The 26,979-nt window shown below is 33.4% G+C and carries 21 protein-coding genes, 1 tRNA gene, 3 rRNA genes and 2 pseudogenes; 9 read left to right on the forward strand and 18 right to left on the reverse strand.

The window, feature by feature from the left end:
- Positions 1–95: 95 nt before the first annotated feature.
- The 4 genes from AB8B22_RS09955 to AB8B22_RS09970 all read right to left on the reverse strand — a co-directional run bounded on the left by AB8B22_RS09955 (position 96) and on the right by AB8B22_RS09970 (position 3,154).
- Positions 96–590: a flavodoxin gene (locus AB8B22_RS09955; protein WP_094079629.1), complete on the reverse strand. Its 495-nt coding sequence runs from the start codon at positions 588–590 to the stop codon at positions 96–98.
- 391 nt (positions 591–981) lie between these two features.
- Positions 982–2,139, reverse strand: a complete 1,158-nt coding sequence (locus tag AB8B22_RS09960; RefSeq protein ID WP_369710992.1) for an RNA-guided endonuclease InsQ/TnpB family protein — start codon at positions 2,137–2,139, stop codon at positions 982–984.
- 424 nt (positions 2,140–2,563) lie between these two features.
- On the reverse strand, positions 2,564–2,680 hold the full coding sequence (locus AB8B22_RS09965) for a MarR family transcriptional regulator (protein WP_099011781.1): 117 nt from the start codon (positions 2,678–2,680) through the stop codon (positions 2,564–2,566).
- Between the two features lie 36 nt (positions 2,681–2,716).
- Positions 2,717–3,154 carry a chromate transporter gene (locus AB8B22_RS09970; RefSeq protein WP_369710993.1) on the reverse strand — a complete coding sequence of 146 codons (438 nt, stop codon included), beginning with the start codon at positions 3,152–3,154 and terminating at the stop codon, positions 2,717–2,719.
- A 339-nt stretch (positions 3,155–3,493) separates the two neighbouring features.
- Here AB8B22_RS09970 and mnmG point away from each other — a divergent pair, with 339 nt between their 5' ends.
- Both mnmG and rsmG read left to right on the forward strand, forming a co-directional pair.
- Positions 3,494–5,380, forward strand: coding sequence for a tRNA uridine-5-carboxymethylaminomethyl(34) synthesis enzyme MnmG (mnmG, locus tag AB8B22_RS09975; protein ID WP_369710994.1), 1,887 nt, complete (start codon positions 3,494–3,496; stop codon positions 5,378–5,380).
- 90 nt (positions 5,381–5,470) lie between these two features.
- Entirely contained in the window at positions 5,471–6,166 is a 696-nt protein-coding gene (gene rsmG / locus AB8B22_RS09980) for a 16S rRNA (guanine(527)-N(7))-methyltransferase RsmG (protein ID WP_369711956.1), read from the forward strand.
- Positions 6,167–6,385: 219 nt separating this feature from the next.
- Here rsmG and AB8B22_RS09985 read toward each other — a convergent pair whose 3' ends face one another.
- The 4 genes and pseudogenes from AB8B22_RS09985 to AB8B22_RS10000 form a co-directional block, all read right to left on the reverse strand.
- Positions 6,386–6,595: a hypothetical protein gene (locus AB8B22_RS09985; RefSeq protein ID WP_369710996.1), complete on the reverse strand. Its 210-nt coding sequence runs from the start codon at positions 6,593–6,595 to the stop codon at positions 6,386–6,388.
- A 118-nt stretch (positions 6,596–6,713) separates the two neighbouring features.
- A complete protein-coding gene (rfbC, locus tag AB8B22_RS09990) occupies positions 6,714–7,292 on the reverse strand; it encodes a dTDP-4-dehydrorhamnose 3,5-epimerase (protein WP_369710997.1) in 579 nt (192 codons plus the stop codon).
- Positions 7,293–7,325: 33 nt separating this feature from the next.
- A pseudogene (locus AB8B22_RS09995) lies at positions 7,326–8,529 on the reverse strand (dTDP-glucose 4,6-dehydratase).
- Between the two features lie 175 nt (positions 8,530–8,704).
- Positions 8,705–9,544: a glycosyltransferase family 2 protein gene (locus AB8B22_RS10000; RefSeq protein ID WP_369710998.1), complete on the reverse strand. Its 840-nt coding sequence runs from the start codon at positions 9,542–9,544 to the stop codon at positions 8,705–8,707.
- Between the two features lie 173 nt (positions 9,545–9,717).
- Between AB8B22_RS10000 and AB8B22_RS10005 the strand changes: the two genes are divergently transcribed.
- Positions 9,718–9,945 (forward strand): heavy-metal-associated domain-containing protein, encoded by a 228-nt coding sequence (locus AB8B22_RS10005; RefSeq protein WP_094079616.1) that lies wholly within the window; start codon positions 9,718–9,720, stop codon positions 9,943–9,945.
- A 71-nt stretch (positions 9,946–10,016) separates the two neighbouring features.
- Here AB8B22_RS10005 and AB8B22_RS10010 read toward each other — a convergent pair.
- From AB8B22_RS10010 to glmU, 10 genes and pseudogenes are all read right to left on the reverse strand, one after another.
- Positions 10,017–10,093 (reverse strand) — tRNA-Asn (locus tag AB8B22_RS10010).
- Positions 10,094–10,107: 14 nt separating this feature from the next.
- Positions 10,108–10,220, reverse strand: a 5S ribosomal RNA gene (gene rrf, locus AB8B22_RS10015).
- A 51-nt stretch (positions 10,221–10,271) separates the two neighbouring features.
- A 23S ribosomal RNA gene (locus AB8B22_RS10020) occupies positions 10,272–13,151 on the reverse strand.
- A 109-nt stretch (positions 13,152–13,260) separates the two neighbouring features.
- Positions 13,261–14,755 (reverse strand): 16S ribosomal RNA (locus AB8B22_RS10025).
- Together the 16S, 23S and 5S rRNA genes with 1 tRNA gene alongside form the textbook arrangement of a ribosomal RNA operon.
- Before the next feature lie 240 nt (positions 14,756–14,995).
- Positions 14,996–15,776, reverse strand: a pseudogene (locus tag AB8B22_RS10030) (SDR family NAD(P)-dependent oxidoreductase).
- 88 nt (positions 15,777–15,864) lie between these two features.
- On the reverse strand, positions 15,865–17,022 hold the full coding sequence (locus tag AB8B22_RS10035; RefSeq protein ID WP_094079609.1) for a GspE/PulE family protein: 1,158 nt from the start codon (positions 17,020–17,022) through the stop codon (positions 15,865–15,867).
- Between the two features lie 48 nt (positions 17,023–17,070).
- A complete protein-coding gene (locus tag AB8B22_RS10040; RefSeq protein WP_094079608.1) occupies positions 17,071–17,547 on the reverse strand; it encodes a viral A-type inclusion protein in 477 nt (158 codons plus the stop codon).
- A gap of 44 nt (positions 17,548–17,591) precedes the next feature.
- Positions 17,592–18,227: an L-threonylcarbamoyladenylate synthase gene (locus AB8B22_RS10045; protein WP_369710999.1), complete on the reverse strand. Its 636-nt coding sequence runs from the start codon at positions 18,225–18,227 to the stop codon at positions 17,592–17,594.
- Positions 18,228–18,230: 3 nt separating this feature from the next.
- Positions 18,231–19,223 carry a ribose-phosphate diphosphokinase gene (locus AB8B22_RS10050; RefSeq protein ID WP_369711000.1) on the reverse strand — a complete coding sequence of 331 codons (993 nt, stop codon included), beginning with the start codon at positions 19,221–19,223 and terminating at the stop codon, positions 18,231–18,233.
- Positions 19,224–19,251: 28 nt separating this feature from the next.
- Complete coding sequence (gene glmU / locus AB8B22_RS10055; RefSeq protein WP_369711001.1) at positions 19,252–20,586, reverse strand: bifunctional UDP-N-acetylglucosamine diphosphorylase/glucosamine-1-phosphate N-acetyltransferase GlmU; 1,335 nt, start codon at positions 20,584–20,586, stop codon at positions 19,252–19,254.
- A 303-nt stretch (positions 20,587–20,889) separates the two neighbouring features.
- Between glmU and AB8B22_RS10060 the strand changes: the two genes are divergently transcribed.
- The 6 genes from AB8B22_RS10060 to AB8B22_RS10085 all read left to right on the forward strand — a co-directional run bounded on the left by AB8B22_RS10060 (position 20,890) and on the right by AB8B22_RS10085 (position 26,972).
- The gene (locus AB8B22_RS10060) at positions 20,890–21,639 is read left to right on the forward strand and encodes a TlyA family RNA methyltransferase (protein ID WP_094079604.1); all 750 of its coding nucleotides are present in this window, start codon (positions 20,890–20,892) and stop codon (positions 21,637–21,639) included.
- Positions 21,640–21,683: 44 nt separating this feature from the next.
- Entirely contained in the window at positions 21,684–22,985 is a 1,302-nt protein-coding gene (locus AB8B22_RS10065; protein ID WP_314082726.1) for a S41 family peptidase, read from the forward strand.
- Between the two features lie 55 nt (positions 22,986–23,040).
- Positions 23,041–23,736, forward strand: a complete 696-nt coding sequence (gene rsmI / locus AB8B22_RS10070; RefSeq protein WP_369711002.1) for a 16S rRNA (cytidine(1402)-2'-O)-methyltransferase — start codon at positions 23,041–23,043, stop codon at positions 23,734–23,736.
- 137 nt (positions 23,737–23,873) lie between these two features.
- A complete protein-coding gene (gene ylqF / locus AB8B22_RS10075; RefSeq protein ID WP_369711003.1) occupies positions 23,874–24,743 on the forward strand; it encodes a ribosome biogenesis GTPase YlqF in 870 nt (289 codons plus the stop codon).
- A gap of 32 nt (positions 24,744–24,775) precedes the next feature.
- Positions 24,776–26,038: a glycosyltransferase gene (locus tag AB8B22_RS10080; RefSeq protein ID WP_369711004.1), complete on the forward strand. Its 1,263-nt coding sequence runs from the start codon at positions 24,776–24,778 to the stop codon at positions 26,036–26,038.
- A complete protein-coding gene (locus AB8B22_RS10085) occupies positions 25,932–26,972 on the forward strand; it encodes a glycosyltransferase family 4 protein (RefSeq protein ID WP_237048699.1) in 1,041 nt (346 codons plus the stop codon). The genes AB8B22_RS10080 and AB8B22_RS10085 overlap by 107 nt, the downstream gene beginning before the upstream one ends.
- Positions 26,973–26,979: the final 7 nt, after the last annotated feature.

Consider the following 26,979-nt stretch of genomic DNA (forward strand, 5'->3'; position numbering starts at 1 on the left):
AGAAAATCAATTCGTGAAAATTGATTTTATCTTAGTTATATATGAATATAGCTAAAATCATAATTATACTTGTGAACTTTTTTCACAAAATTTCACTAAAATTCCTTTTTAATTTGTTCAACCCAAGCATCAATTCTTTCATCTGTCAAATCAGACTGATTTACTTCATCCAATGCAAGTCCTAAAAATTTGTCGCCTTCCACTGCTCTTGATTCGTTGAACTCATATCCTTCTGTTGAAGTATTTCCAATTACAGTTGCTCCTGTTTTTGAAATTTCTTCATTTATAATAGCCATTCCGTCCATAAATGTATCAGAGAAAGTCCCCTGATCTCCACTTCCGAAATATGCCACTTTTTTTCCAGCTAAATTTAAGTTAGCTAAGTCGTCTAATACTGCTTGCCAGTCATCTTGCAAATCTCCGAATCCCCAAGTTGATGTTCCTAAAAGTAATACATCATAGTTTTCAAGCTCATCAACATTTCCATCAATGTTAAAAACTTCTGCTCCATCAATTTTTTCAGCAATTCTATTTGCTATATCTTCAGTAACTCCAGTTGTTGATCCATAAAAAATACCTACTTTTGCCATTTTCTAACCTCCATTTGATTTAGTTTATATTCTATATCTAGTCTTTTATTTTAAATTCGTATGACTAAATATATCATATTTTATTTTGATTGTCAAATTTTTTTTAAAATTAACAATTTTTATTTTTATTATATCAAAATAATCAAATTTAGACAACTATTTTATTTTTTTCTATTTCTAAGATTAAAGTAAAGATTTTAATAAATTATAATTCCTGCAATCGCCGCAATTACTGTCAGCAATATCGGACTCATTTTCCATTTTAACACAAGTGCCACAGATATAACGAATATCACAACACTTTTCCAGTCACTGAACCTCCCACGACTAAAGTCGCAGGGTTCTAAAATCTTTAAAAATATTTAAAAATTTTCTAAGAAGTTTGATAGCCTTACACTACCCTTATTCTTTTAGGTGTGTTCAGTTCACCTCTATTGTATAGGACGCTTAAGTCCACAACTTTACTTTTTCTTAGAATATTTAATGCTCCGTTACAATCTGCATTTATGAGTTTACTTGTGCTTGTTTGATATAGTCCTCTTTTTATTCTTTTTCCACTGAATACATATTCTTGTAGATTTTCTTTATCATATATTGGAATTTCATCTCCATCAAAGAAACTTGCTTTTGATGTATAACTCTCTTCTTGCAGCTTAAATTCTATTCCATATAGTTTACATAGATATATTAATTTATCTCTTAATTTTCCATATGGTATATTTACAAAATTTTGATTATTTATGCTTCCTATATTTGAAAGATAATCTTCTATACGATTATTTCTCCTTCTAGCTATTCTCTTTTGCCTTAATGTTGTCCGCTTAATCTTTTGCTTATCTTTTATGCTTTGCAATTTTGCATTTGTCTTGTTATAGTATTGATTTATTGATTTTAATTTTCTACCATCTATTATGAATGAAGCTCCAGTATTTGTAACACAAGTACAAAGATTATCTATACCTAAATCAATTCCTAGTGCATTTTCTTTATTTAATTCCCTTTGAACTTCTTCTACCTCATAAATGTATTGAATTTCAAAGTACCTAGAATGTTGTTTTGGCATTATTCTAATCTCTTTTATCTTCTTGCCTTTTAATACTGGTGGCAGCTTAATTTTAACTTCCTGATGAGTTTTCTTAAACGAATTTGAATAAGGAACTATCAGCATATCATCTTTTAATCTTACAAAACCTATAACAAGAGTTGTAAAACCATCTTTATCAAGATATTTAGGTAATTTTATATCTTTAAAATTATATTGACCATTCTTAGCAAGTTTCAAAAGTCCAAAAAATGATTTGAAACTTCCGTCTACTTCCTTTAGAATTTGTTGAGCCATATTAGAATTTAACTTCTTATAGTTTTCACTATTTTTAAGCATTTTATAGTTTTCGTTATAGCTTAAATACTTTTTCTTATTAAAATAATACTGTCTAATATTATATATAGCTTCATTAGTTAAGTTCTTGGCTACATGAGATAAATATTTTAAATTTCTAAACTCCTTTTTGCTAAGATGTTTTACCTGTTGTTTTAAAGTTAAATACATAGATATCACCTCCTTTTCATCAGAGATATTATACCACGTATTCTACATTTTATCTGTCAAAAAAGTAATATTTTTTATTTATTTTTAAATATTTTTAAAGTTTTTAAAACCCCACAACAGCGGGAAGCGTCGTTCACACAAGTGCGCTACTACTTATGCAGTTCTCTTATGAACTTCTTGTTATCTCTGACAAGCACAGACTATATCTTATCCATATCCTATTTCAAGGACTTAGGCGAAACCACTTCCAATACCAATCGCTTGTATTGTACTCCCCTCACGAGGGATAGTCGTTGAACTTTCCTTTTCAGGCTTAGCTGCTGATTGTCTATTATCATGATGTTTAGGATTTAACCTTGCACCATCTAGTATATTTTTTCTGCTTTCGCCACCTTCACACTTATACCATATTTTAACGAAGGTATTATGTTGTGGTTATACCAGCTTTAAGAGTTCCCAGCAGTTCAGTTTCTTTGTTGCACGGTTTTGCTCCGTGTCTACATACAAGTTTCCCTATATGCTTACTAAAATTTTCGTGCAATTCATTTCACGACTAAAAGTCGCGAGTGTTCTTGCACTATTTAATAAAATTATTTTTATCAATCAATAGTATTGCAGCTGCTAGAATCAATCCTACAACAACAATTTTAAGACCAGCAAACGCATTATCCATATATTTATTATCTTGAAATTTTAAATAAAATTTACTGAAAAAAGTCATTACAATAACTGATGGAAGAATTAATCCTATCGTTGCAATTGTTCCAGCTAAAACTCCATTCCAAATTCCTGCTTTGTTCCCAACTAAATATCCGACATAAGTTGCTGAATTTAACGAAATAGGACCTGGAGTTACTTGAGAAATTGCCACAATATCTGTAAATTGCTGTATATTTAACCATTTATGAAAATCTACGACATCAGCCTGAATAAGTGGTAAAATCGCATATCCACCACCAAGAGTGAATGCACCAATTTTAAAGAAAATCCAGAATAATTCTAAATAAACTTCCATTTTGTCTTACTTCCTTTCTAATCTAAAATGATTTATTTTTTATTTTATCACAAACATTATAGTATTGCAAATACCATATTTCGTTCTGATGAACCACTCCCACTTGTAGAAAGCCTACGACTTCTTGCTATCTTTTTGTTAAAATATAAATTTTCTCTCATTTAAACTTAGCCAAAAACATAAAAATGCTTTCTATCTTAAAATTGATTGAGATTTTTTTTTGTGTTATAATATCTTAAAAGACTTCATTTTAAAAAATTTTCTTGAATTGTGATTTGACAGAAACTTTTTAAATAAAAAAAATTTATATATAATATAATCTGAAAGGAATCTTAAAAGATGAAAAATTATGATGTAATTGTAGTTGGTGCTGGACACGCTGGTGTGGAAGCCGCTTTAGCTTCTGCCAGAATGGGTCTAAATACTGCAATTTTTACAATAACTTTAGATAATATCGGCGTTATGTCGTGCAATCCTTCTATTGGCGGACCTGCAAAAAGCCATTTGGCAAAAGAAGTTGACGCACTTGGTGGAGAAATGGGACGAAATATGGACAAGAGCTTTATTCAAATGAGAATTTTAAACACAAAAAAAGGTCCAGCCGTGAGATCTCTTCGTTCCCAAGCTGACAGAAAAATTTACGCATTAGAAATGAAAAAAACTGTCGAAAAACAAGAAAATCTTGATACAATTCAGGATATTGTGACAGAACTTGTGACAGAAAATGGCGAAATCAGAGGAATTAAGACAAAAACTGGAATGGAATTTTGCGCAAAAGCTGTTGTACTTGCAACAGGAACTTTTCTTCGCGGACTTTTATACATCGGAGAAAAAAGAGTTAAAGGTGGAAGAATGGGAGAACTCTCAGCTGATGACCTGACTTCGTCGCTAAAAAATTTAGGATTTAAAATGGGAAGATTTAAGACAGGAACGCCGCCCAGACTTGACATCCGAACTCTTGACTTAGAAAAATTAGAAAAACAGCCTGGAGAAACTGAAGTTCCACTAAAATTTTCAATGAGGACTTCCAATGAAGAAGCTCAGAGCCGACCACAGTTATCATGCTTTTTGACTAGAACAAATTTGACAACACATAAAATTATAACAGAAAACCTTCATAGAGCGCCAATGTATAACGGAAGTATCAGCAGCACAGGACCTCGTTATTGTCCATCAATCGAAGATAAAGTCGTAAAATTTAGCGACAAGGACAGCCATCATTTATTCTTAGAGCCGGAAGGATTTCACACAACAGAAGTTTACATAAGTGGACTTTCCACAAGCTATCCAGCTGAATTGCAGCAAAAAATTGTAAACTCAATTGAAGGTCTTGAAAATGCTCATATTATGCGGTATGGTTACGCTGTTGAATACGACATTGTAAATCCAAGCGAACTTGACTATTCGCTTGAAACAAAAAGAATAAAAGGTCTGTTTTTGGCAGGTCAATTAAACGGTACAAGCGGTTACGAAGAAGCTGCAGCTCAGGGAATTATTGCGGGAATAAATGCAGCTCTTAAAGTAAAAGGTAAAGAACCTCTAATTTTAGACAGAGAAAGTTCTTATATTGGTACAATGATTGATGACTTAATCAATAAAGAATTATTTGAGCCTTACAGAATGTTTACCGCAAGATCGGAATATAGACTTATTTTAAGAGAAGATAATGCAGATATTAGACTTTCTGAAAAAGGTTACAAAGTTGGACTGCTTCCGAAAAAATATTACGACAAAGTTTTGAAAAAAATAGAGAATGTCAAAAATACTATTACAAAATTAGAAGAAACAAAACTTGGAACTAGCAACAAAAAATTGGTGGAAATTCTTGAAAAATATGGAGAATCGCTAAAAAGCGGAACAACTTTAAAAGAAATTTTGCGTCGACCAAAAGTTACTTATGAAGATATAAAATACATTGCGCAAGATATTGAAAACCCTCCAAAATTGGATTTTGATGCCGAAACTGAATATCAAATCGAAGTGCAAGTGAAATATGAAGGATATATCGCAAGAGCGCTAAGTGTCATGGAGCGTGAAAAAAAACTTGATACAAAATTAATTCCAAAAGATTTTGACTATGATGCGATGAAAGGGATAACACGAGAAGCTAAACAGAGATTGAAGGAAAAAAGACCATACAATGTGGGACAAGCGGCAAGAGTTGCAGGTGTAACTCCAGCTGATATTTCGGTACTTATAATGTATTTGGATGGAATTTTGAAATAAAAATTTGAATAAAAAAAGAAAATAAACAAATAAATATAATAATGAATAATTTAAAAAAAAAGAAAAGAGAAAAAGAAATTTATGGAAAATATAAAAGACTATTTTGAAAATTTACTTTTAAAAGCAGAAATTTCACTTGAAAAAGAAAAGTTAGAAAAAATGTTGGATTTTTTGGAACTACTTTATGAAAAAAATAAAGTGATAAATTTAACTGCGATTCGTGAAAAAAATGGAATGCTGGAAAAACATTTTATTGACTCGCTTTTGCTTACAAAAGTTATAAAAGATGAGGAAAAATCCTTTATTGATGTCGGTACAGGTGCAGGATTTCCAGGACTTGTCCTTGCGATTTTTTATCCTGAAAAAGAGTTTTTGCTAGTTGATTCCGTGAGAAAAAAAATCAATTTCATCAATGAAGTCATTGAAAAGTTAAATTTAAAAAATGTTCAGACAAGTTTTAAACGAGCTGAAGAATTGATAAAAGGAAAAAGGGAAACTTTTGACTGCGCACTTTGCAGAGGAGTTGCAAATTTAAGAATTATTTTAGAATATATGATACCTTTTATCAAAGTAAACGGAAGATTTTTGCCACAAAAACTAAATTTAAATGAACTTGACGAAAGTAAAAATGCACTTTCAAAGTTAAACTCAAAAATCGAAAATATTCACAAGTTCAATCTTCCTGACAGTTGTGATGAGAGAATCATTTTAGAAATCAAAAAAACAAAAAAAACTGACGAAAAATATCCAAGAAAGACGGGAATTCCATCAAAAAAACCACTATAAAATAAAAAAAATTTTAAGTATCTTTATTTCTGCAAAATAAATCAAAAATTTAGAATGTAATTTTTTCGTAATCATAATAAAACATTGCTATTTTAATGGATTTATATACAACTTCAAAAAAATTATGAATATTCTTCAAACATTTTTAAAATTTAAACTAACTGTATCAATAAAAAACTATCTCGAAAAAATTCTGAGATAGTCTTTTTATTATTTTAATTATCTTCTTTTTCTTCTAGGCTCTCTTTTTACATACACTTTTTTTGATTTTCTAGCTCTTCTTGCTCTTCTTATTGCCAATCTACTCTTTATAGTTGAAATGATTCTACTAGGTTCCCTTTTCACATAAACTTTTCTCGCTGAAAAAGAAACTGCTGAAAAACTTAATACTCCCAAAACTAATAACGATTTTTTTATGATATTTTTCATTTTATCATCTCCAATCAAAATTTTTCACATTATAGCACTTTTTTATCTAAAAATCAAAATTTTTCTGTTTTTTATAAAAATTTTTTCACAATTTTTTATAATAATTTGAGCTCATTTTTTAATATTTTTCAAAATATTTTTTATTTCTATCGAAATTCCGATGCTTAGTATCCTTATCAGAAATTGTAAGCTCACTGGAATCAATCCCAAATTCCTCAAATTTCCAGTCAATTCCAATAGTTTTGTCATTCCACATGATTCCACTATCATATTCTGGCGAATACAAATCCGTACACTTGTACATGAATTCCGTACCATCTTCCAACGTCAAAAATCCATGCGCAAACCCTTCTGGCACATAAAACATAGTCTTATTAGCTTCTGTCAACAAAACTCCATACCATTTACCAAATGTTTTACTATTTTTTCTCAAATCCACAGCCACATCATACACTTTCCCTTTTGCCACTCTGACAAGTTTCCCTTGAGTATGTTTTGTCTGAAAATGTAATCCTCTAAGCACGCCTTTTTTGGATTTTGAATGATTGTCCTGAACGAATTCCATCGTAAGCCCCAGTTCTTTAAATGACTTTTTATTATATGTTTCTAAAAAAAATCCTCTTTCATCTCCAAACACCTTTGGCTGAATTATTACTAAACCTTTTATCGGTGTTTCAACTACTTTGAAATTATTCATAATTTCCTCCTTCATAACTTTTTTCATAACTTTCTATTTATTTCCATACATTTCATCATAATATTTCTGATAATCACCTGAAGCTACTTCATTTACCCAATCTTGATTTTCCAAATACCATTTGACAGTTTTTCTGATTCCTGTTTCAAAATCAGTTTCAGGATACCATCCCAATTCTCTCGCAATTTTTGAAGGATCAATCGCATATCTCATATCATGTCCCAATCTGTCTTGAACATAAGTTATCAAATCATAATTTACATTTGCCAAGTCAGTTTTCAACACTTTTTTATATTCGTCATTCGCAGTAATTTCATCCTTCAAAATATCAATTACCAATTTTACAATATTAATATTTTGCTCTTCATTAAATCCACCAATATTGTAAATTTCTCCCAATCTTCCGTTTCTCACAACCAAGTCAATTCCTTTACAGTGATCCTCAACATAAAGCCAATCTCTTACATTGTCACCTTTCCCATAAACAGGCAATTTCTTCCTTTCAAGTACATTTTTTATCATCAAAGGAATCAATTTTTCTGGAAAATGGTACGGACCATAATTATTCGAACATCTTGTAATATTTATCGGCATTTTATAAGTTTCTCCATACGCAATTACAATATGGTCGGCTCCTGTTTTTGATGCAGAATAAGGACTTCTTGGGTCAACTGGCGTTTTTTCTGTAAAAAATTTATCCCCATAAGTTTTTAAATTTGTTCGATTTTTTAAAACTTTTTTCACTTCTTTATCTTCAATTGCCAAATCAATCGCTATTTCATAATCCTTCGTCAAACTTCCATAAACCTCATCAGTAGACACTTGCAAATATTTCACACCATCTTTGTAAATTGGATATCCATTTTCATCTTTAGAAATTGTCCAAGCCTTTTTAGCATTTTCCAACAAATTTTGAGTTCCCAAAATATTAGTTTAAAATTTGTGGGTTTTCAATCGATCTATCAACATGCGATTCCGCCGCAAAATTCACCACAAAATCAACATCATTTTCAGAAAAAACTCTCTCAATTTTTTTCCTATCCCTAATATCAACTTTTTTAAATTCCACTCTTGCATCTTTAATTTCCTCTTTAATAGTCCCCAAATTTCCTGCATAAGTCAATACATCAACAACTATAACTTTTATATCTTCTTTCCCCTCATACTTTTTCAAAATATATTTCAAAAAATTTGCCCCAATAAATCCCGCTGCACCTGTTACTAAATATGTTTTCATCTATTTTCCTCCTAATAACTCATATTTATAATTATATCACCTTGAATTCAAAGATCAAAATTTATATCTCCTCTTTTAAATACTAAAAATAGCATAAATATTAAATTAAAAATTTTATAATCTAATACTTATGCTTGAAATGTTTTAATACTCTAAATTTAAAACTTCTTATTATTTAATTTTCTTTAAAATATCTTTCTCTAGTTTCATCATTTTTAATTTTTCGCTCTTTATCAAAAAACCATCCCCATTTGTTAAAATACTTAATAGCTGATTTTACATGAAACATCATCATTTTTCTCGATTTATACGAAGCCTTCCCATGCTCATGAAATATCTCGACTTCTGGATAATAAACAACTTTATATTTCTGTCCAATTCTTCGGCACAAATCGTAATCTTCCATATACATAAAATATCTCTCATCAAATCCACCGATTTCCTTTAATGCCGAAACTCTTAAAAAAATAAAACACCCAGAAAGTATCGGAACTTCCATTATTTTCTCAAAATTTGCCCATCTCATTTCATAATCATAATCCATTTTATAAACAATATTTTTAAATGGTAAAAACCTTCTAAATACAAGATTCAAAGGTTTTGGAAACAATCTGCAAGTATAGCTGAAATTCCCTTCTAAATCCCTAATTTTAGGACCAATTTGCCCAATTTCACTATGTCTTTTCATGTACTCAAAAATTTTCTCAACTATATTTTCCTCAAAAAAAATATCCGCATTAATAATCAAATGAAATTCAGATATTTCAGAACTGTTAATCAATTTATCAATAACCACATTATGCCCAGCCCCAAAACCTTTATTTGAATTATTAAAAATATATTCTATTCGGTTATCATCTATTTCCTTAAAAAAACTTTTCAAATCATCTTTTTCAGAATTATCTGAAATCCATAATTTAAAATTTAATTTAATTTTTTGAAAACATTTAATTATTTTCTTCAAATCATTTTTTGGAGTATTGTATGTTACAATACATGCTGTAAAATCATACATAATCTCTCCTTTTCTAAAAAGTCAACTTAAAAGTATTATACCATTTTTTTTAATAATTTTAAATAAAAAATTACTTTTTTTATATTTAAAGAAAATATTTTAAAAAACTTGAATTTTAAAATAAAATTTTATATAATAAAAGTGAAAGTTTAAAATGAATGGAGATGTTTTTTATGATAAAAAAATTAATTGAAATTGAAGGAATGCATTGTGAACACTGCCAAAAGAAAGTAGAAGATACATTGTGTTCAATTCCAGAAGTTGAAGAAGTGTCAGTAAATTTAGACAAAAAAAATGCAAAAATAACTTTAAATGAAGAAGTGGATGACATTCTAATCGCTGATTTAATAAATAATGCTGGTCATTACAAAGTCAAAAATATAACTGAAATTGCTGAATAAAAACAAATTTTAAAATAAAATTTACCAATTCTAGGGAACTAAGAGTTGGTATTTTTTTATTCAATAAAAAATGGCGTCCCCGGCTGGGCTCGAACCAGCGGCCCTCTGATTAACAGTCAGATGCTCTAACCAGCTGAGCTACGGAGACGCAGAAAAAGAAAAGTTTGGCGACTGCCCATTTTCCCTGGCGCATGCCAAGTATCGTAGGCGCAAGCAGACTTAACTGCCGGGTTCGGGATGTCACCGGGTGTATCCCTGCCGCAATGGTCACCAAACAAGAATGGATGTAAAGGGCAATGGGAAATAAATAGCAGGCGAGCAAAAGATTAAAAAAGCCCAAGTAATATTAGTACTGGTCAACTGAACGCATTGCTGCGCTTACATCCCCAGCCTATCGACCACATGTTCTCTGTGGATACTGCGAGCACTCATCTCAAAGCCGGCTTCTCGCTTAGATGCTTTCAGCGATTATCCTTACCAGACGTGACTACTCAGCCGTGCCACTGGCGTGACAGCTGATACATCAGAGGTCTGTCCAACCCGGTCCTCTCGTACTAAGGTCAGATCTTTTCAGTGCTCAAGCGCCTGCAGTGGATAGGGACCGAACTGTCTCACGACGTTCTGAACCCAGCTCGCGTGCCTCTTTAATGGGCGAACAGCCCAACCCTTGGGACCTTCTCCAGCCCCAGGATGAGACGAGCCGACATCGAGGTGCCAAACACTTCCGTCGATATGGACTCTTGGGAAGTATCAGCCTGTTATCCCCGGGGTAGCTTTTATCCGTTGAGCGACTACTTCCATGAGGGACCGCCGGATCACTAACTCCTACTTTCGTACCTGCTCGACCCGTCGGTCTTGCAGTCAAGCTCCCTTATGCGTTTGCACTCGAAGGCTGATTTCCATCCAGCCCGAGGGAACCTTTGAACGCCTCCGTTACTCTTTTGGAGGCGACCGCCCCAGTCAAACTGCCCGCCTAGCACTGTCTCCGCGAGCGGATTAGAATTCCGGCAGCATATGGTTGGTATTCCAACAGCGACTCGGAAGAGGCTGGCGCCTCAACTTCGCAGTCTCCCAACTATCCTATACACACGTTGCCAGAACCCAATGCCAGGCTGCAGTGAAGCTCCACGGGGTCTTTCCGTCCTACTGCAGGTAGCCGGTATCTTCACCGGCATTACAACTTCACCAGGTCTCCAGCCAAGACAGCTCTCAAATCATTTCACCATTCGTGCAGGTCGGAACTTACCCGACAAGGAATTTCGCTACCTTAGGACCGTTATAGTTACCGCCGTTCACCGGGGCTTCAAATCGGAGCTCTCACTCCTCCTCTTAACCTTCCGGCACTGGGCAGGTGTCAGCCCATATACGTCGCCTTCCAGCTTAGCATAGACCTGTGTTTTTGGTAAACAGTTGCTTGAGACTCTTCACTGCGTATGTTTCCCCTTGAGGCGCTTCTCCCCTCAGGTATGTCAGGCACCCCTTCTCCCGAAGTTACGGGGCTATTTTGCAGAGTTCCTTAGCTAGAGTTATCCTGTCACTTTAAGTTTCTCACTCTGTCCACCTGTGTCGGTTTAGGGTACGGGCGCTGTCCAGTCTCGCTAGAAGTTTTTCTTGGCAGTGTAGGATCTGTGACTTGTGCAGGAGCACTTGCCCATAGGGTCTCACCTTTAGGCACGCGGATTTGCCTGCGTGCCCAGGCTACGCCTTTAGAAAGGCTATTCCGTCAGCCTTCTCACATACCTTGCTGCGTCACTCCGTCACTCAGGCGACTGACAGCGGTACAGGAATATTAACCTGTTTCCCATTCGCAATCACATCTCTGCTTACGCTTAGGTCCCGACTTCCCCGGGGCGGACAAACCTTCCCCCGGAAACCTTGGACTTCCGGCCGGAGGGATTCTCGCCCTCCTTCTCGCTACTCATTCCTGCATTCTCGCTTCTGATGTCTCCAGCAGGCCTTCCGGCCAGCCTTCGCAGACCTACAGAACGCTCTCCTACCAAGCGGCATGGCCGCTTCCACAGCTTCGGTTTATGTCTTGAGCCCCGTTACATCTTCGGCGCAGATACTCTCGACCAGTGAGCTATTACGCACTCTTTCAAGGCATGGCTGCTTCTAAGCCAACCTCCTGGTTGTCTGTGAATATCCACCTCCTTTCCCACTTAGACATAATTTGGGACCTTAGCTGGTGGTCTGGGCTGTTCCCCTCTCGTCCGCGGACCTTGTCATCCACGGACTCACTCCGAATCAGTAATAAATGGTATTCGCAGTTTGCTTGATTTCGGTAAGCAGTACGCCCCCTAGATCATACAGTGCTCTACCCCCAGTTATCTAAGATTCAGGCTGCACCTAAATGCATTTCGGAGAGAACGGGCTATTTCCTAGTTCGATTGGCTTTTCACCCCTAGACCTATCTCATCTCCCAACTTTTCAACGGCGGTGAGTTCCCTCCACTGAGTCTTACCTCAGCTTCAGCCTGGACAAATAGATCACTAGGTTTCGCGTCTATGACCAGCGACTTAGCCGCCCTGTTAAGACTCGGTTTCCCTTCGGCTTCATTAATTAGCCTTGCCACTGATCATAACTCGCAGGATGATTAACCAAAATCCACGCAGTCACCCCGAAGGGCTCCTACCGTTTGTAAGCACACGGTTTCAAATTCTATTTCACTCCCTTGCACAGGGTTCTTTTCACCTTTCCCTCACGGTACTCTTCACTATCGGTCAATAACAGTATTTAGCCTTGCGTGATATGGTCCACGCTGATTCACGCCAAGTTCCTCGTGCTTGACGCTACTCGGGAGTTTCAAGTCATGGCTCAGCATTTACGTGTACAGGACTGTCACCTTCTACGGTTCAGCTTTCCAGCTGATTCTACTTGCTGCACTTAGACATTATGGCGTCAGTCGTATGAAATCCCACAACCCCGCGCCGGCAACGCTGCCAGCTTGGCACCGGCACGGTTTAGGCTTCTCCCCGTTCGCTCGCCGCTACTCAGGGAATCGTTTTTACTTTCTTTTCCTCCTGCTACTTAGATGTTTCAGTTCGCAGGCTTACCACTCTCGTGCATGCTCTTCAAGCATGCGGGTTGCCCCATTCGGAGATTCAGGCGTCATTGATTATGTGCATCTCCTGACTTATCGCAGCTTATCGCGTCCTTCTTCGGCTGTTATTGCCTGCATCCTCCGTGTGCTCTTAATTAGCTTTTTTATCAAACAGAATAATCTATTTTGTTGTAATCTTTTACCTACTATTCATTTCCCATTGTCCTTAAAAGGAAAAACTTCAAAGAAGAAGCGCAGGAAAACATGCTCCTTAGAAAGGAGGTGATCCATCCGCACCTTCCGGTACGGATACCTTGTTACGACTTCACCCCAATCACTGTCCACACCTTAGATGCCTTCTTCCGAAAGGTTAGACCGGCAGCTTCAGGTGCAGACAACTCTCGTGGTGTGACGGGCGGTGTGTACAAGACCCGAGAACGTATTCACCGCGGCATTGCTGATCCGCGATTACTAGCGATTCCAACTTCATGAAGCCGAGTTGCAGGCTTCAATCCGAACTTGGACTGGCTTTAGAGGTTGGCTTGGCATTGCTGCGTCGCATCTCTCTGTACCAGCCATTGTAGCACGTGTGTAGCCCAGATCATAAGGGGCATGATGACTTGACGTCATCCCCACCTTCCTCCTGCTCTTCGCAGGCAGTCTCGCTAGAGTCCCCAACCTGATGATGGCAACTAGCGATAGGGGTTGCGCTCGTTGCGGGACTTAACCCAACATCTCACGACACGAGCTGTCGACAGCCATGCACCACCTGTCACTCGGCTCCCGAGGGCACAGCGGCGTCTCCGCCGCCTTCCGAGGATGTCAAGATCTGGTAAGGTTCCTCGCGTTGCGTCGAATTAAACCACATGCTCCACCGCTTGTGCGGGTCCCCGTCAATTCCTTTGAGTTTCAGCCTTGCGGTAGTACTCAGGCGGATTACTTATCGCATTAGCTTCGGCACGGACACTCTTCATGCCCACACCAGTAATCATCGTTTACAGCTAGGACTACCAGGGTATCTAATCCTGTTCGCTCCCCTAGCTTTCGCACTTCAGCGTCAGTTGCCGTCCAGTGAACTATCTTCATCATCGGCATTCCTGCACATATCTACGAATTTCACCTCTACTCGTGCAGTTCCGTCCACCTCTCCAGCACTCAAGCCGGGTAGTTTCAAGGCAGGCTGCTGGTTGAGCCAGCAGTTTTCACCCCGGACTTACCGCCTAGATGCCCTTTATGCCCAATAATTCCGGATAACGCTCGCGACATACGTATTACCGCGGCTGCTGGCACGTATTTAGCCGTCGCTTCTTCTGCAGGTACAGTCACTTCCTTCCTCCCTGCTGAAAGCACTTTACGATCCGAAAACCTTCTTCGTGCACACAGAATTGCTGGATCAGGGTTGCCCCCATTGTCCAATATTCCCCACTGCTGCCTCCCGTAGGAGTAAGGGTATCTCAGTCCCCTTGTGGTAGTCCACCCTCTCAGGTAGCTACCTATCATCGCCTTGGTAAGCCGTCACCTTACCAACCAGCTAATAGGACGCAAAGCTCTCGGACGGCATCCTTTTCATGGTAAGCCATGCGGTAAGCCCACAGTATCCGGTCTTGCCAGCCGTTTCCAGCTGTTATCCCGGTCCATCCGGCAAGTTCTTTACGCGTTACTCACCCGTCCGCCATGGTTGCCACGGCGCAAGCGCCGCTTCCCCATCGACTTGCATGTGTTAAGCATTCTGTCAGCGTTCATCCTGAGCAGGATCAAACTCTTCATTCAACATTATATTTCACCTTATTGTTCCTTGACGAGTATATTTCTAAGCCTTGACTTCTATTTTCTTATCTATCACTCTGCTTTTTCTTCTTCTCTTTCCATTGTCCTTCCGCCGACCTTTTCCCAATCGACGGAATATATTATATCAAAAAAAATTTCCGTTGTCAACTCTTTTTTTGAATTTTTTTACTTTTTTTAATTTCTTATTTTGAAAACTTCTTTTCTGGTTTTTTTAGATTTTTTTTATTTATTTTGCTGAATTTTTTTTATTATTTTTAAAAGTAATTCTCTTGGAAATATTTTACTTGCTAAAATTGAGAATTTATTTAAATATCCTGGAACTATAATTTTTTTCCCTTTTTTAAAATCTCTAAAAGCTATTTTTGCAACTTTTTTAGCAGACATAACCTTTATTTTATCTCTCCAATTTTTTATTTCTGACATTTTTTCAAATTCTGTAATTGTTGGTCCCGGGCAAAGTGCAGAAACTTTTATACCTGTATCTTTTAATTCATATCTGATTCCTTCGCTAAAAGATAGCACAAAACTTTTACTTGCATAATAGGTTGCCATTAAAACCTGGTTGAAATGCTGCTGTTGAGGCAACGTTTAAAATTGCACCTTTTTTATGTGTTTTCATTTTATTCAAAAATATTTTTGTGAGTTTAACAATTGCTATCATATTTAAATTTAGCATTTTTTCTATCTTTTTCATCTCTTCTTTCGATAATTCCAAAAAATTTCCGTAAACTCCCATTCCTGCATTATTTATTAAAATATCTATTTTTATATTTTCCTTTTTCAACAAAAGAAATAAGTCTTCTGGTGATTTGCTTTTAGAAAGGTCTATTTCTATAACTTTTACTTGAATTTTGGGATTACTTTTTTTTATTTCACTTTTTAATTGCTTTAATCTTTCAATTCTTCTAGCTACTAAAACCAAATCGTAATTATTTTTCGCATAAACTTTTGCCAACTCGCATCCGATTCCACTACTTGCACCCGTTATTAAAACTGTTTCCATATATTTTTCCTCGACTGATTTAAAATTTTTTAAAAATAAATAACCTTAAAAATAAATTTCAAGGTTATTTAAGGTTATTCTTTATTTTTTAAAATAAAATATCTAAATTATCCGTTTCTAAAATCAAATTCTTTTCTATTTTATTTTTCATATCCTCATAAAAATTTATGAAACACTTTTCAAAATTATTTAAATTATTTTTTTCGTTTAATTCTCTTAACTTATTTTTGCATTCTATCCCCAAATTATTGTTTTTCAAAATATCTTTTACGCCATCATTTATCAAAAGTACTTCGTTTATCGAAATTCTTCCGCTATGTCCGTTATTACAACCGCCACATCCAATACCACCGCATTTTTGACATTTTTTTTGCACCAATCTCTGACCAACCACGCCTATTAAAGAATCTAAAATTAAATATTTGGGAATCCCCATGTCCACTAATCTCACAATTGTTGAAACAGCGTCATTTGTATGAATTGTTGAAATAACTAAATGTCCAGTTAACGCAGCTCTCACTGCAATTTCTGCTGTTACCTCATCCCGAATTTCTGAGATGACTATGACATCTGGGTCATTTCTTAAAGTTGCCTTTAGAATTTCTGAAAAAGTTACACCTATTTCGTTGTTTATTTGAACTTGCACTATTCCATTTATTTTAATTTCTACAGGATCTTCCACAGTTATTATTTTTCTCTTCCCATCATTGATTTTATTTATCATTGATTGAAGTGTAGTCGATTTTCCAGAACCAGTCGGACCACTCACTAAAACAAGTCCGTGTTTTCTTTTCAAAATTTTTTTTAAAAGTTTTATACTTTCTGGAAGAAATCCCAAAGTTTCCAATTTCACATTATCTAAATAATTTTCTAAAATTCTAAGGACAATACTCTCTCCATAAAAGGTTGGCATATACGCCGCTCTTATATCATATCTCTTGTCTTTTAGTGAAATTGAAAAACTGCCATCTTGCGGCTTTCTCTTTTCCGCAACATTCATCTGTGACAATATTTTTATTCTGGAAATTATTTCCACAATATTCTTTTCCAACAAATTTTTGTTTATATTTTTGTATAAATTTGAGCTTTCTATAAGATAGCCGTCTTTTCGGTATTTTATTTCCATTCCCTCAACATTGTCATATTTTATGTGAATATCACTTGCATTTTCAAAAATTCCTATCTTTAAAATTTCGTTCACATATGAAATTACACTTTTTGAAATAATATTATTTTTATTTTCCATTAAAGTTCCCCCAAACCCTTTTATTAATATATTTCTTTTTTTATTTTTTTATTTCTTCTTAACTGCTTTTCCGTTTTTAACTTCTTCCAAAACAGTTTCAGTCTGTTTTTTCAGTGTCTTAAATAATCCTTTTTTTATTAAATTGTACCATTTTAACGTTGCAACTTGTGTGTCAATTCCTTTTATTGTTTCATTTAACTGCAACTTAAAAAAATCTATTTCCTCATAAGAAAATTTTACATCTTTTGTCTTTTCTTTTTTATTTTCTTTTGTAATTTTTACTTCTTTTTCCAAATAATTAAAAAAACTAAAAAGATTCGGCAGCTGTCTTTCATATTGTGCCATCGCCTTTTTCATTTCTTCAATCATTTTTGCGACATAACCTCTCGACATTTTTGAAAAAGTTACTGTCACTCTTCTTTTCCCTTTTCCAATTTTTTGAACTAATTGCTGCATTTTAAATTGTGCTTTTTGATTAATCAAATCCATGTTGCTCACAGAATTAGGATTCATCACTTTTGCCATATTCTCTCCTTTTATTTTATTAAAATTCTAATTTAAAACTTTAATTAACAGTCAAAATTTTTTTCTATTTCTTCAAATAAAATATTTCCTTGCCTAAGCAAAGTCAATTTCCCATCTTCATATTTTACAATTGTCGACGGCTTTCCTGTCAAATTTTCATTTTTTTCATCAAAAACTACCGCATCTGATTTTCTTTGTATTTTTAAATCTAAATCTGAAATTCGAGAAACCGCATTTTTCCCAGAAATATTTGCACTTGTTGTAAGTAAAATTCCTCCAGATTTTTCAATTAATTCCAAAGCCAGTTTATTTTTAGGAATTCTTATGCCAATAGTTTCCATTTGTGCATCAAATTTATGTGTAAAATTTTTATTTGCACGAAAAATAACCGTCAGTTCTCCTGGCCAATATTTTTCCAATATTCTATCTATTTTTAACATATTTTCACAAGACTCCTGCACCAAATCTTTTAATATTTTTTTGTCACTTATTAGTGCAATTATTTTTTTACTAAAATCTCTTTTTTTAATTTTATAAATTTTTGCAACAGGTTCTTTTTGCGGAAGCGCACCGATTCCATAGACTGTGTCCGTTGGAAATACGACAACACCTCCACTTTTTATAACTTTTATAATATTTTCCTGTATTATACTTTTTTTATTTTTTTTCATTTTTTCCATAGTCTATTTTTTTTCCACAGATTCCACTGGCATTTCGAATAAATCACTGATTGCTTTACTTGTTGCTATTCTTTTTATTGTTTCTGCAAACATTTTACTTGTTGTAAGTATTCTTAACTTTTTAAATTTCTTATCTTCAGGAAGTTCGATACTATCTGTTATTACAACTTCTGTAAATGCTGAATCTTTCAATCTTTCAACTGCAGGTCCTGAAAATACCGCATGAGTCGCACACCCATAAACTTCTGTCGCTCCTTTATCTATCAAGGCTTGAGCCGCATTACAAATTGTTCCAGCCGTATCAATCATATCATCAATTAAAATCGCTTTTTTACCTTTTACATCTCCAATTATGTTCATAACTTCTGAGACATTTGCTTTTGCTCTTCTTTTGTCAATTATTGCAAGCGGCGTGTGCAGCCAGTTTGCAAGACCTCTCGCCCTTTTCACTCCTCCCACATCAGGTGAAACTACAACTGTATCCTCTGGACTAAATCCGTATTTTATAAAATGTTTTGCCAAAATTGGAAGCGCTTCCATATGGTCAACTGGAATGTCAAAAAATCCTTGAATTTGTCTTGCATGTAAATCCATTGTGATAACTCTTGTCGCTCCTGCAACTGTAAGTAGATTTGCCACTAATTTTGATGTAATTGGCTCTCTTGGACTTGCTTTTCTATCTTGTCTAGCATATCCATAATAAGGCATAACTGCTATAATTTCTCTAGCTGAAGCTCTTTTTAGCGCATCAATAAATATCAGAAGTTCCATCAAGCTTTCATTTACTGGTTTAGAAGTCGACTGTACAATGAACACTTTACAACCTCTCACACTTTCATCTGATTTTACAAAGGTTTCTCCATCTGCAAATTTTACAATTTGAACTGAAGATAACTTCATATCCAAATAATTTGCTATTTTTTCAGCCAGTTTTTTACTCGAAGAACCTGCAAATATTCTCATTTTTTCTTTATCTTTTGCTGATAATGACATCATTTTTTTCCTTCTTTCTCTCGCTATAAAATTATTTTTTTTCTTTATTTACTTGTCTTGCTCTTCCAAATGCCAACATTTTATTTGGAATATCTTTTGTAATTACCGAACCTGCCGCTGTGAATACCTCATTTCCCATTGTAACAGGTGCTACAATTATCGAATTACTTCCAATAAATGAACCACTTCCAATAATTGTCTTATGTTTATTTTTTCCATCATAATTGCAAGTTATTGTTCCTGCGCCAATATTTGTATCTTCTCCGACTTGTGCATCTCCGATATAAGTTAAATGTCCAGATTTTACTCCTTTTTCAAGTGTCGCATTTTTAATTTCTACAAAATTTCCGACATGAACTGTTTCTTTTAAGTACGCTTTTGGTCTTAGATGTGCAAAAGGACCAATTGTTGCACTTTTTTCAACTACTGCGCTTTCGATAACTGAACTTTCTATTCTCACATTATCTCCAATTGAAGAGTTTTCAATTCTTGTATTTGACAAAATTTCACAATTTTTTCCAATTTTTGTATTTCCTTGAATTACAACGTTCGGATAAATTACAGTATCTTCACCTATTTGTACTTCCTGTTCGATATATGTTGTTTTTGGATCAATTAAAATTACTCCGTTATCCATCAACTCAATATTTTTTCTCATTTTTAAAATTTCATTTGCCTGTGCAAGTTGAACTTTTGAATTTACTCCTAAAATTTCACTTTCATCGTCTATTTGATAACTATCCACATTGTAGTTTTCACTTGTCAAGATTTTTATAGCATCTGTCAAATAATATTCACCTTTTGAATTATTATTATCAATTTTTTGTATTGCATAAATTAAACTTTCATATTTGAAAATATAGACTCCTGTATTTATTTCATCTATTAATTTTTCTTCATTTGTAGCTTCTTTTTCTTCCACAATATTCGTAATCTTTCCATTTTCTTTAATAATTCTTCCGTATCCAAATGGATTTTTCACTTTGCATGAAAGAACGATACAGTCCAATTTTTTTTCTTCAAACGCCTTTTTCAAATTTTTTAGTGTTTCTTCTTTTAACAGTGGTGTATCACCACAAGTTATTAAAATATCTTCCTTGTATTTTTCAATTTTATCTTTTGCTATTAAAATTGCATGACCTGTTCCAAGCTGTTCTTCTTGGGTTACATATTCTATATTTTTCATTTCTTCAAGCACAACTTCTTTTTTGTGTCCCAAAATAAAAATATTTTTTGTAATTCCTACATTTTCAATCACTTCAGTAACCAATTTTAACATTGGCTTCCCGTTTACTTTGTGTAAAACTTTCGGAATTGAAGATTTCATTCGTGTCCCTTTTCCAGCTGCCAAAATAACCGATAACATTTTTCCTCCTAAATTTCTAATATTATATAAATATTTCTCTTAATTCAATTATAACAATTTTTTTTATTTAATTCAAATTTTTTCAAAAAACTTCAAAAATATGCAAAAATATGTTATAATGCTTTAATTAGCTAGAAGTTTTAAAATATTTTTTATGCTCATTTTTGCAAAATTTGTTGTCATTTTCAATAATCTTACAATAATATAAAATAAATAAAAAATTAAGGAAAATATTTTATTATATAATGATTATTGTTTCAAATATTTTATTTTTAGCAAATAATCTTAACAAAAGGGATAAAAATGAAAAAAAGACTGGATTTATTGCTTGTGGAAAAAAAATTTTTTGAGACAAGAGAAAAAGCCAAAAGAGAAATTATGGCAGGAAATGTCATTGTCAATGAACAGGCTGTGACAAAAGCTGGAATGATGTTTAAAGATACCGACGAGTTAAATATAAGAATTAAAGACAAACTAAAATATGTCAGCCGTGGTGGATTAAAATTAGAAAAAGCCATAAAAATATGGAATTTGGACTTTAAGGACAAACTTGTTCTGGACATCGGGGCTTCAACTGGCGGATTTACCGACTGCTCCTTACAAAATGGTGCAAAACTTGTATTTAGCGTGGATGTTGGAAAGAATCAGCTGGACTGGAAATTAAGAAATAATGAAAAAGTTGTCTCAATGGAAGAGATGCACATAAAAGATTTGAAGGAAAGTGATTTAAAAGGCGAGAAAGTCGATTTTATTGTAATTGATGTGTCATTTATTTCGCTAACAAAAGTCATACCGTATTTTAAAAAATTTCTCAAAGAAGATGGAAAAATTATTATGCTTATAAAACCACAATTCGAAGTTGGAAGAGAGAAAATTGGAAAAAATGGTGTTGTGGAAAATGAAGAATATCACGACGAAGCAATAAAAAAAATAATTTCTTTCTCTAAAGAATGCGGGTATACATTGGTTGGAGTCGAAGATTCTCCAATAAAAGGGACAAAAGGAAATAAAGAATTTTTGATTTATTTAAAAAACTGTAAAAAAACTAACTAGTTTATAAATTTAATTTTTTATATTAAAAAATTTTAGGAGGAAAAATGAAAAAAAATAAAATATTGAAAGTAATTTTTGGAGTGGCACTTGTAAGTTTACCACTAGCTGCTGCCACTGCGATTAAAACTGGTCAGATAGACAGATCAAATGATGCAAGCATCGCAAAAGACCAGACAGAGCTAAATAGAATTGTAGATGTCATAAACATCGTCGAAAAAAGATTCGTCGGGAAAGAAGCTACACCTAGCAAAAAAGACCTTTACGAAGGTGCAGTTGCTGGAATTATCGGAAAATTAAACGATCCTTATTCTGAATATTTGTCATCTGATGACTTAAAAGATTTTTCTGAAGATATGGACGGAGAATATGTTGGGGTTGGAATGACTATCAGCAAGAAAAAAGGAGAAGCACTAGAAGTTTTGGATCCATTTATCGGAAGTCCAGCTGAAAAAGTTGGAATAAAACCAAAAGATAAAATTACAAAAGTTGACGGAAAAGATATTTTGCCACTGACTGCAAATGAAACAGTGAAATTACTAAAAGGAAAAGAAAATTCAAAAGTCGAAGTTGAAGTGACAAGAGCTGGAAAAAAAGAGCCATTTAAAGTTACTATGACAAGATCTAAAATCAAACTTGAAATGGTTGAGAGCAAAATGCTTGAAAATAAAATTGGTTATGTGAGTTTAATCAGATTTGGAAACAATGTCGGACACGAAGTTGAAAAAGCTATCAAAAATTTACAAAGTCAAGGAATGAAAGGTTTAATTTTTGACTTGAGATCTAATCCAGGTGGAAGTTTGACTGAAGCTCAAGATATTTCTTCACTTTTTGTAAAAGAAAACTTAATTGTATATCTAAAAGATAAAAATGGTTCTCAAAAGAATTACAACAGAACATTGAACTATTTAGGAGATTTTCCACTAATTGTACTTACAAATAAAAATAGTGCTTCTGCTTCAGAAATTGTTACAGGTGCATTAAAAGATTACAAACGAGCTACAATTATCGGAGATAAAACTTTTGGAAAAGGAATCGTACAGCAGGTTATACCGCTTCCAGCAACAAACGATGCAATTAAACTTACTATTGCTCAATATTTTACACCAAAAGGAAATTACATTCACGAAAAAGGAATTGAACCTGATATAAAAATTGAAATGGAAGAACTGCTTACATTAAAAGGATACACAAACGAAAGTGACCAAGCGAAAAAAAATCGTGAAAAAGAAATCGAAGAAATAATAAAAAAAGATAAAGGTGACGCTGAAGCTAAAAAAATAATTTCAGCTGGAGACGTTCAATTAAAAAGAGCAATTGAAGAAATGAATAAAAAAATTAAAAAATAGAGAAAAAACAAAATAAATATTTAAAAAGAAAAAAAGAAAAAAGGAAGTAAAAATTATGTTTTATGTTGTTGGTACACCAATTGGAAATTTAGAAGATTTGACTTTTCGAGCTAAAAAAGTGTTAGAAGAAGTCGATTACATCTTTGCTGAAGATACGAGAGTTACAAAAAGACTGCTTTCACATTATGAAATAGAAAAAACGGTGTACCAATATCATGAACATAACAAGTTACACCAAATTCAAAATGTGATAAATTTATTGAAAGGCAATAAAAATATCGCATTAGTTACTGATGCTGGAACTCCTTGCATTTCAGACCCTGGTTTTGAGTTAGTAAATGAAATTTTAAAAAATAACTTAAAAGTTGTGGGAATTCCAGGAGCTTCTTCAATTATAACGGGAGCAAGTATTTCGGGCCTTGATATGAGAAGAATGGCTTATGAAGGATTTTTACCGAAAAAAAAAGGGAGACAGACGCTTTTTAACAAATTAAAAGATGAAGAGCGGACAATTGTCATTTTAGAATCACCAAATAGGATTTTAAAGACATTAAAAGATGTTAGAGAATATTTAGGTGAAAGATATGTTGTCATAACGAGAGAGCTTACAAAAATTTATGAAGAAATTACCAGAGGAAATGTTTCACAAATTATTGAAAAATTAGAAAAAAAGCCAATAAAAGGTGAAATCGTCTTGTTTATTCGAGCGATTAACGATGACGGAATTTATTTTAAAAATAAAGAGAAATAAAAATTAAATACAAATTTTAAAATTTTTTTACATTTTACTTTTTCATATATGCTCAAATCTGCTTTTGAGTATATAATAAAATTATTTATTTTGCTTTAAATAATTTTATTATATAAATTTAAAAATTGGAGAAAAAAATGAATATAAACTGGTATCCAGGACATATGAAAAAAACGAAAGATTTGATAGTTGAAAATCTTAAATTGGTTGACATTGTAATAGAAATTTTGGACGCAAGAATTCCTATTGCCAGTAAAAATCCTGATATTTCAAAACTTGCTAAAAATAAAGAAAAGATTATTATTTTAAACAAAGTCGATTTGATTGATGCAAAAGAATTAAAAAAGTGGGAAAACTATTTTATTTCTAATGACCTTTCAGAATATTTTGTAGCTTTGAGCTGCGAAAAAGGGACAAATTTTGGCGAACTGAGAAAAATTATTAATAAAATTTATGAAGCTAAACTTGAAAAGATGAAAAAAAAGGGACTTAGAAAAACTGTCGTTCGAGCGATGATAGTTGGAATTCCAAATGTCGGAAAATCACGATTTATAAATAAATTTGTAAATAAAAACAAAGCTCGTGTCGGAAATACTCCAGGTTTTACTCGTGGAAAACAATGGATAAGAATTGACGAAAAATTGGAACTTTTGGATACGCCAGGAGTTTTGTGGCCAAAATTTGAAGACGAAAATGTGGCTTACAATCTTGCAATTACTGGTTCAATTAAAGATAATGTGCTTCCAATAGAGCAAGTTACATTAAAATTTTTGGAAAAACTAAAAAAATTAAATAAAATTGAAAATTTGATAAAGTCGTATAATTTGGAAAAATATTTTGAAAACAATAATATTTATGAGCTGGATAATCACAAGATTTTAAGTATTCTTGAAACTAGGCTTGGAATTTCAAAAGCTGATGAGCACGATTACAGCATTGTTTCTAAGCGACTTTTAAAGGATTATCGAATAGGAAAAATTGGAAAATTTTTCTTGGAGGATTTCTAAAATTCTATAAAAAAATAAAAGGAGTGAAATTTATGAGAGTAGGTATATTTACTGATACATACAGACCGCAAGTAAACGGTGTTGTGAGTTCGATTACAACGTTAGAAAAAGAACTTAGAAAAAAAGGACACAAAGTTTACATCATAACGACAACTGATCCTGATGCAAAAGCGATTGAACCCAATGTTTTAAGAATCCCAAGCATAGAGTTTAAACCTGCGCCACAATATAGATTAGGACTTGTCTATTCCGCAAAGATTATAAAAAAAATAAGTAAATTGGATCTTGATGTAATTCATTGCCAAACAGAATGGGGAGTTGGAACATTTGCAAGATTTGTTGCAACAAAACTTGAAATTCCATTAATTCACACTTATCACACCTTGTATGAATATTACGGACATTACATTTTTGGAAATCACTTAAAAAATCAACGAAAGAAAGTGGCAGCTGCGATAAGTAAATTTTACTGTGAAAGATGTAACGAATTAATTGTTCCAACAAGAAAAGTAGCTGTCATATTAAAATCTTATGGAATAAAAAAAGAGCCAAATATAATTCCAACTGGAATTTATGTCGATAAATTTTATCGTGAAAATTACACCGATGAAGACAGAGAATTTATAAGAGAAAGTTTTGGAGTCGAAAAAGATGACTTTTTGTGTGTCTATGTCGGAAGAGTGGCGCAGGAAAAAAGTATTGATGTGCTAATTGACATGTTTTCTAAAATTAGTGATCCAAAATGTAAATTTATGATTGTTGGAAAAAGCTATGGAGATACAGGCGATAAATTAAAAGAACAGGCCAAAAAACTTGGAATCTCAGACAGGGTTATCTTCGTGGGAGAAGTTCCGCATGAAAAAGTTGCAATTTATTACCAAATTGGAGAAGTTTTTTTAAATGCGAGTATTTCAGAAACGCAGGGACTTACATTTGTCGAAGCTATGGTAGCAAAAGTACCTGTCAATGCAAGATACGACTTAAATTTGGAAGATTTACTTGTGGAAAACGAAGCTGGGCTTGTTTACAGAAATGAAGAAGAATTTATTAAAAATATAAAAAAATTAAAAGAAGATACAGAATTTAGAAAAAAAATGATAGAAAAAGCTTTTACAGTTTCTATGGATTATACAGCCGAAAATTTTGGAAACCGTGTGGAAGCACTTTATAAAAAAACGATAGAGGAGTATGATAGTAGTGAAAGTTTTACTTTATTCAGAGGGGAAAAATTCATTCAGCAAATCAGGCGTTGGGCAAGCCCTAAATCATCAGATAGAAGCCCTTGGAGAAAATGATGTCGAAGTTACATTAAATAAAGAGGACAGCTATGATTTAGTTCACATAAATACAATTGGAATAAAGTCTTATGAGATGTTAAAAGAAGCAAAAAAATTAAAGAAGCCTGTTATTTTTCATACACATACAACTTATGAAGATTTTCGCGGAAGCATAAAAGGAAGTTATTTTCTGTCTCCAATAATAAAGTTTTGGGCAAAAAAATTATACAATGCTGCCGATTACTTAATTTCTCCATCAGAATATACCAAAAATTTGATAAAGTCTAAATATTTAGAAGAAGACAAAGAAATAAGAGTTATTTCAAATGGTGTAAATACAAAAAAATTTAAAAAAAGTGAAGAATTAAAGAAAAAATTTTTAGACGAATATAAAAATATTTACGACATAAAAAAACCGCTTATAATCACAGCAGGTCTACCTTTTGAGCGAAAAGGAATAAGAGATTTTGTAAAAATCGTAAATAAATGCAGCAATTATCAGTTTTTGTGGTTTGGCTCGTCAAGCGTAAAATCAATGCTTCCAAAGAGAATTCAAGATATAATTGAAAATCCGCCCAAAAATTTAATTTTTCCAGGATATGTAGAAAAAGATATTTTAATTGGTGCTTTTAGTGCAGCAAAAGTATTTTTATTCACAACTTATGAAGAAAATGAAGGAATTGTCGTACTTGAAACTTTTTCAGCAGAACTTCCATTAGTTGTAAGGGACATCCCCGTTTACAACGATTGGATTGAAGACGGCAAGAGCTGTTTTAAAGCTAAAGATAACGAAGAATTTTGTCAAAAAATAAAAAATATTGTGGAAAATAAAGTTGAAAATTTGGATGATATTGTAAAAAATGCATATAATATAGCTTGTGAAAGAGATTTAAAAATTATTGGAGCTAAATATAAGAAATATTATGAAGATATTTTAAATAATTTTAGATAAAAATTTA

The sequence above is a fragment of the Leptotrichia rugosa genome (genome assembly GCF_041200005.1).
Classification (GTDB): Bacteria; Fusobacteriota; Fusobacteriia; order Fusobacteriales; family Leptotrichiaceae; genus Leptotrichia; species Leptotrichia rugosa.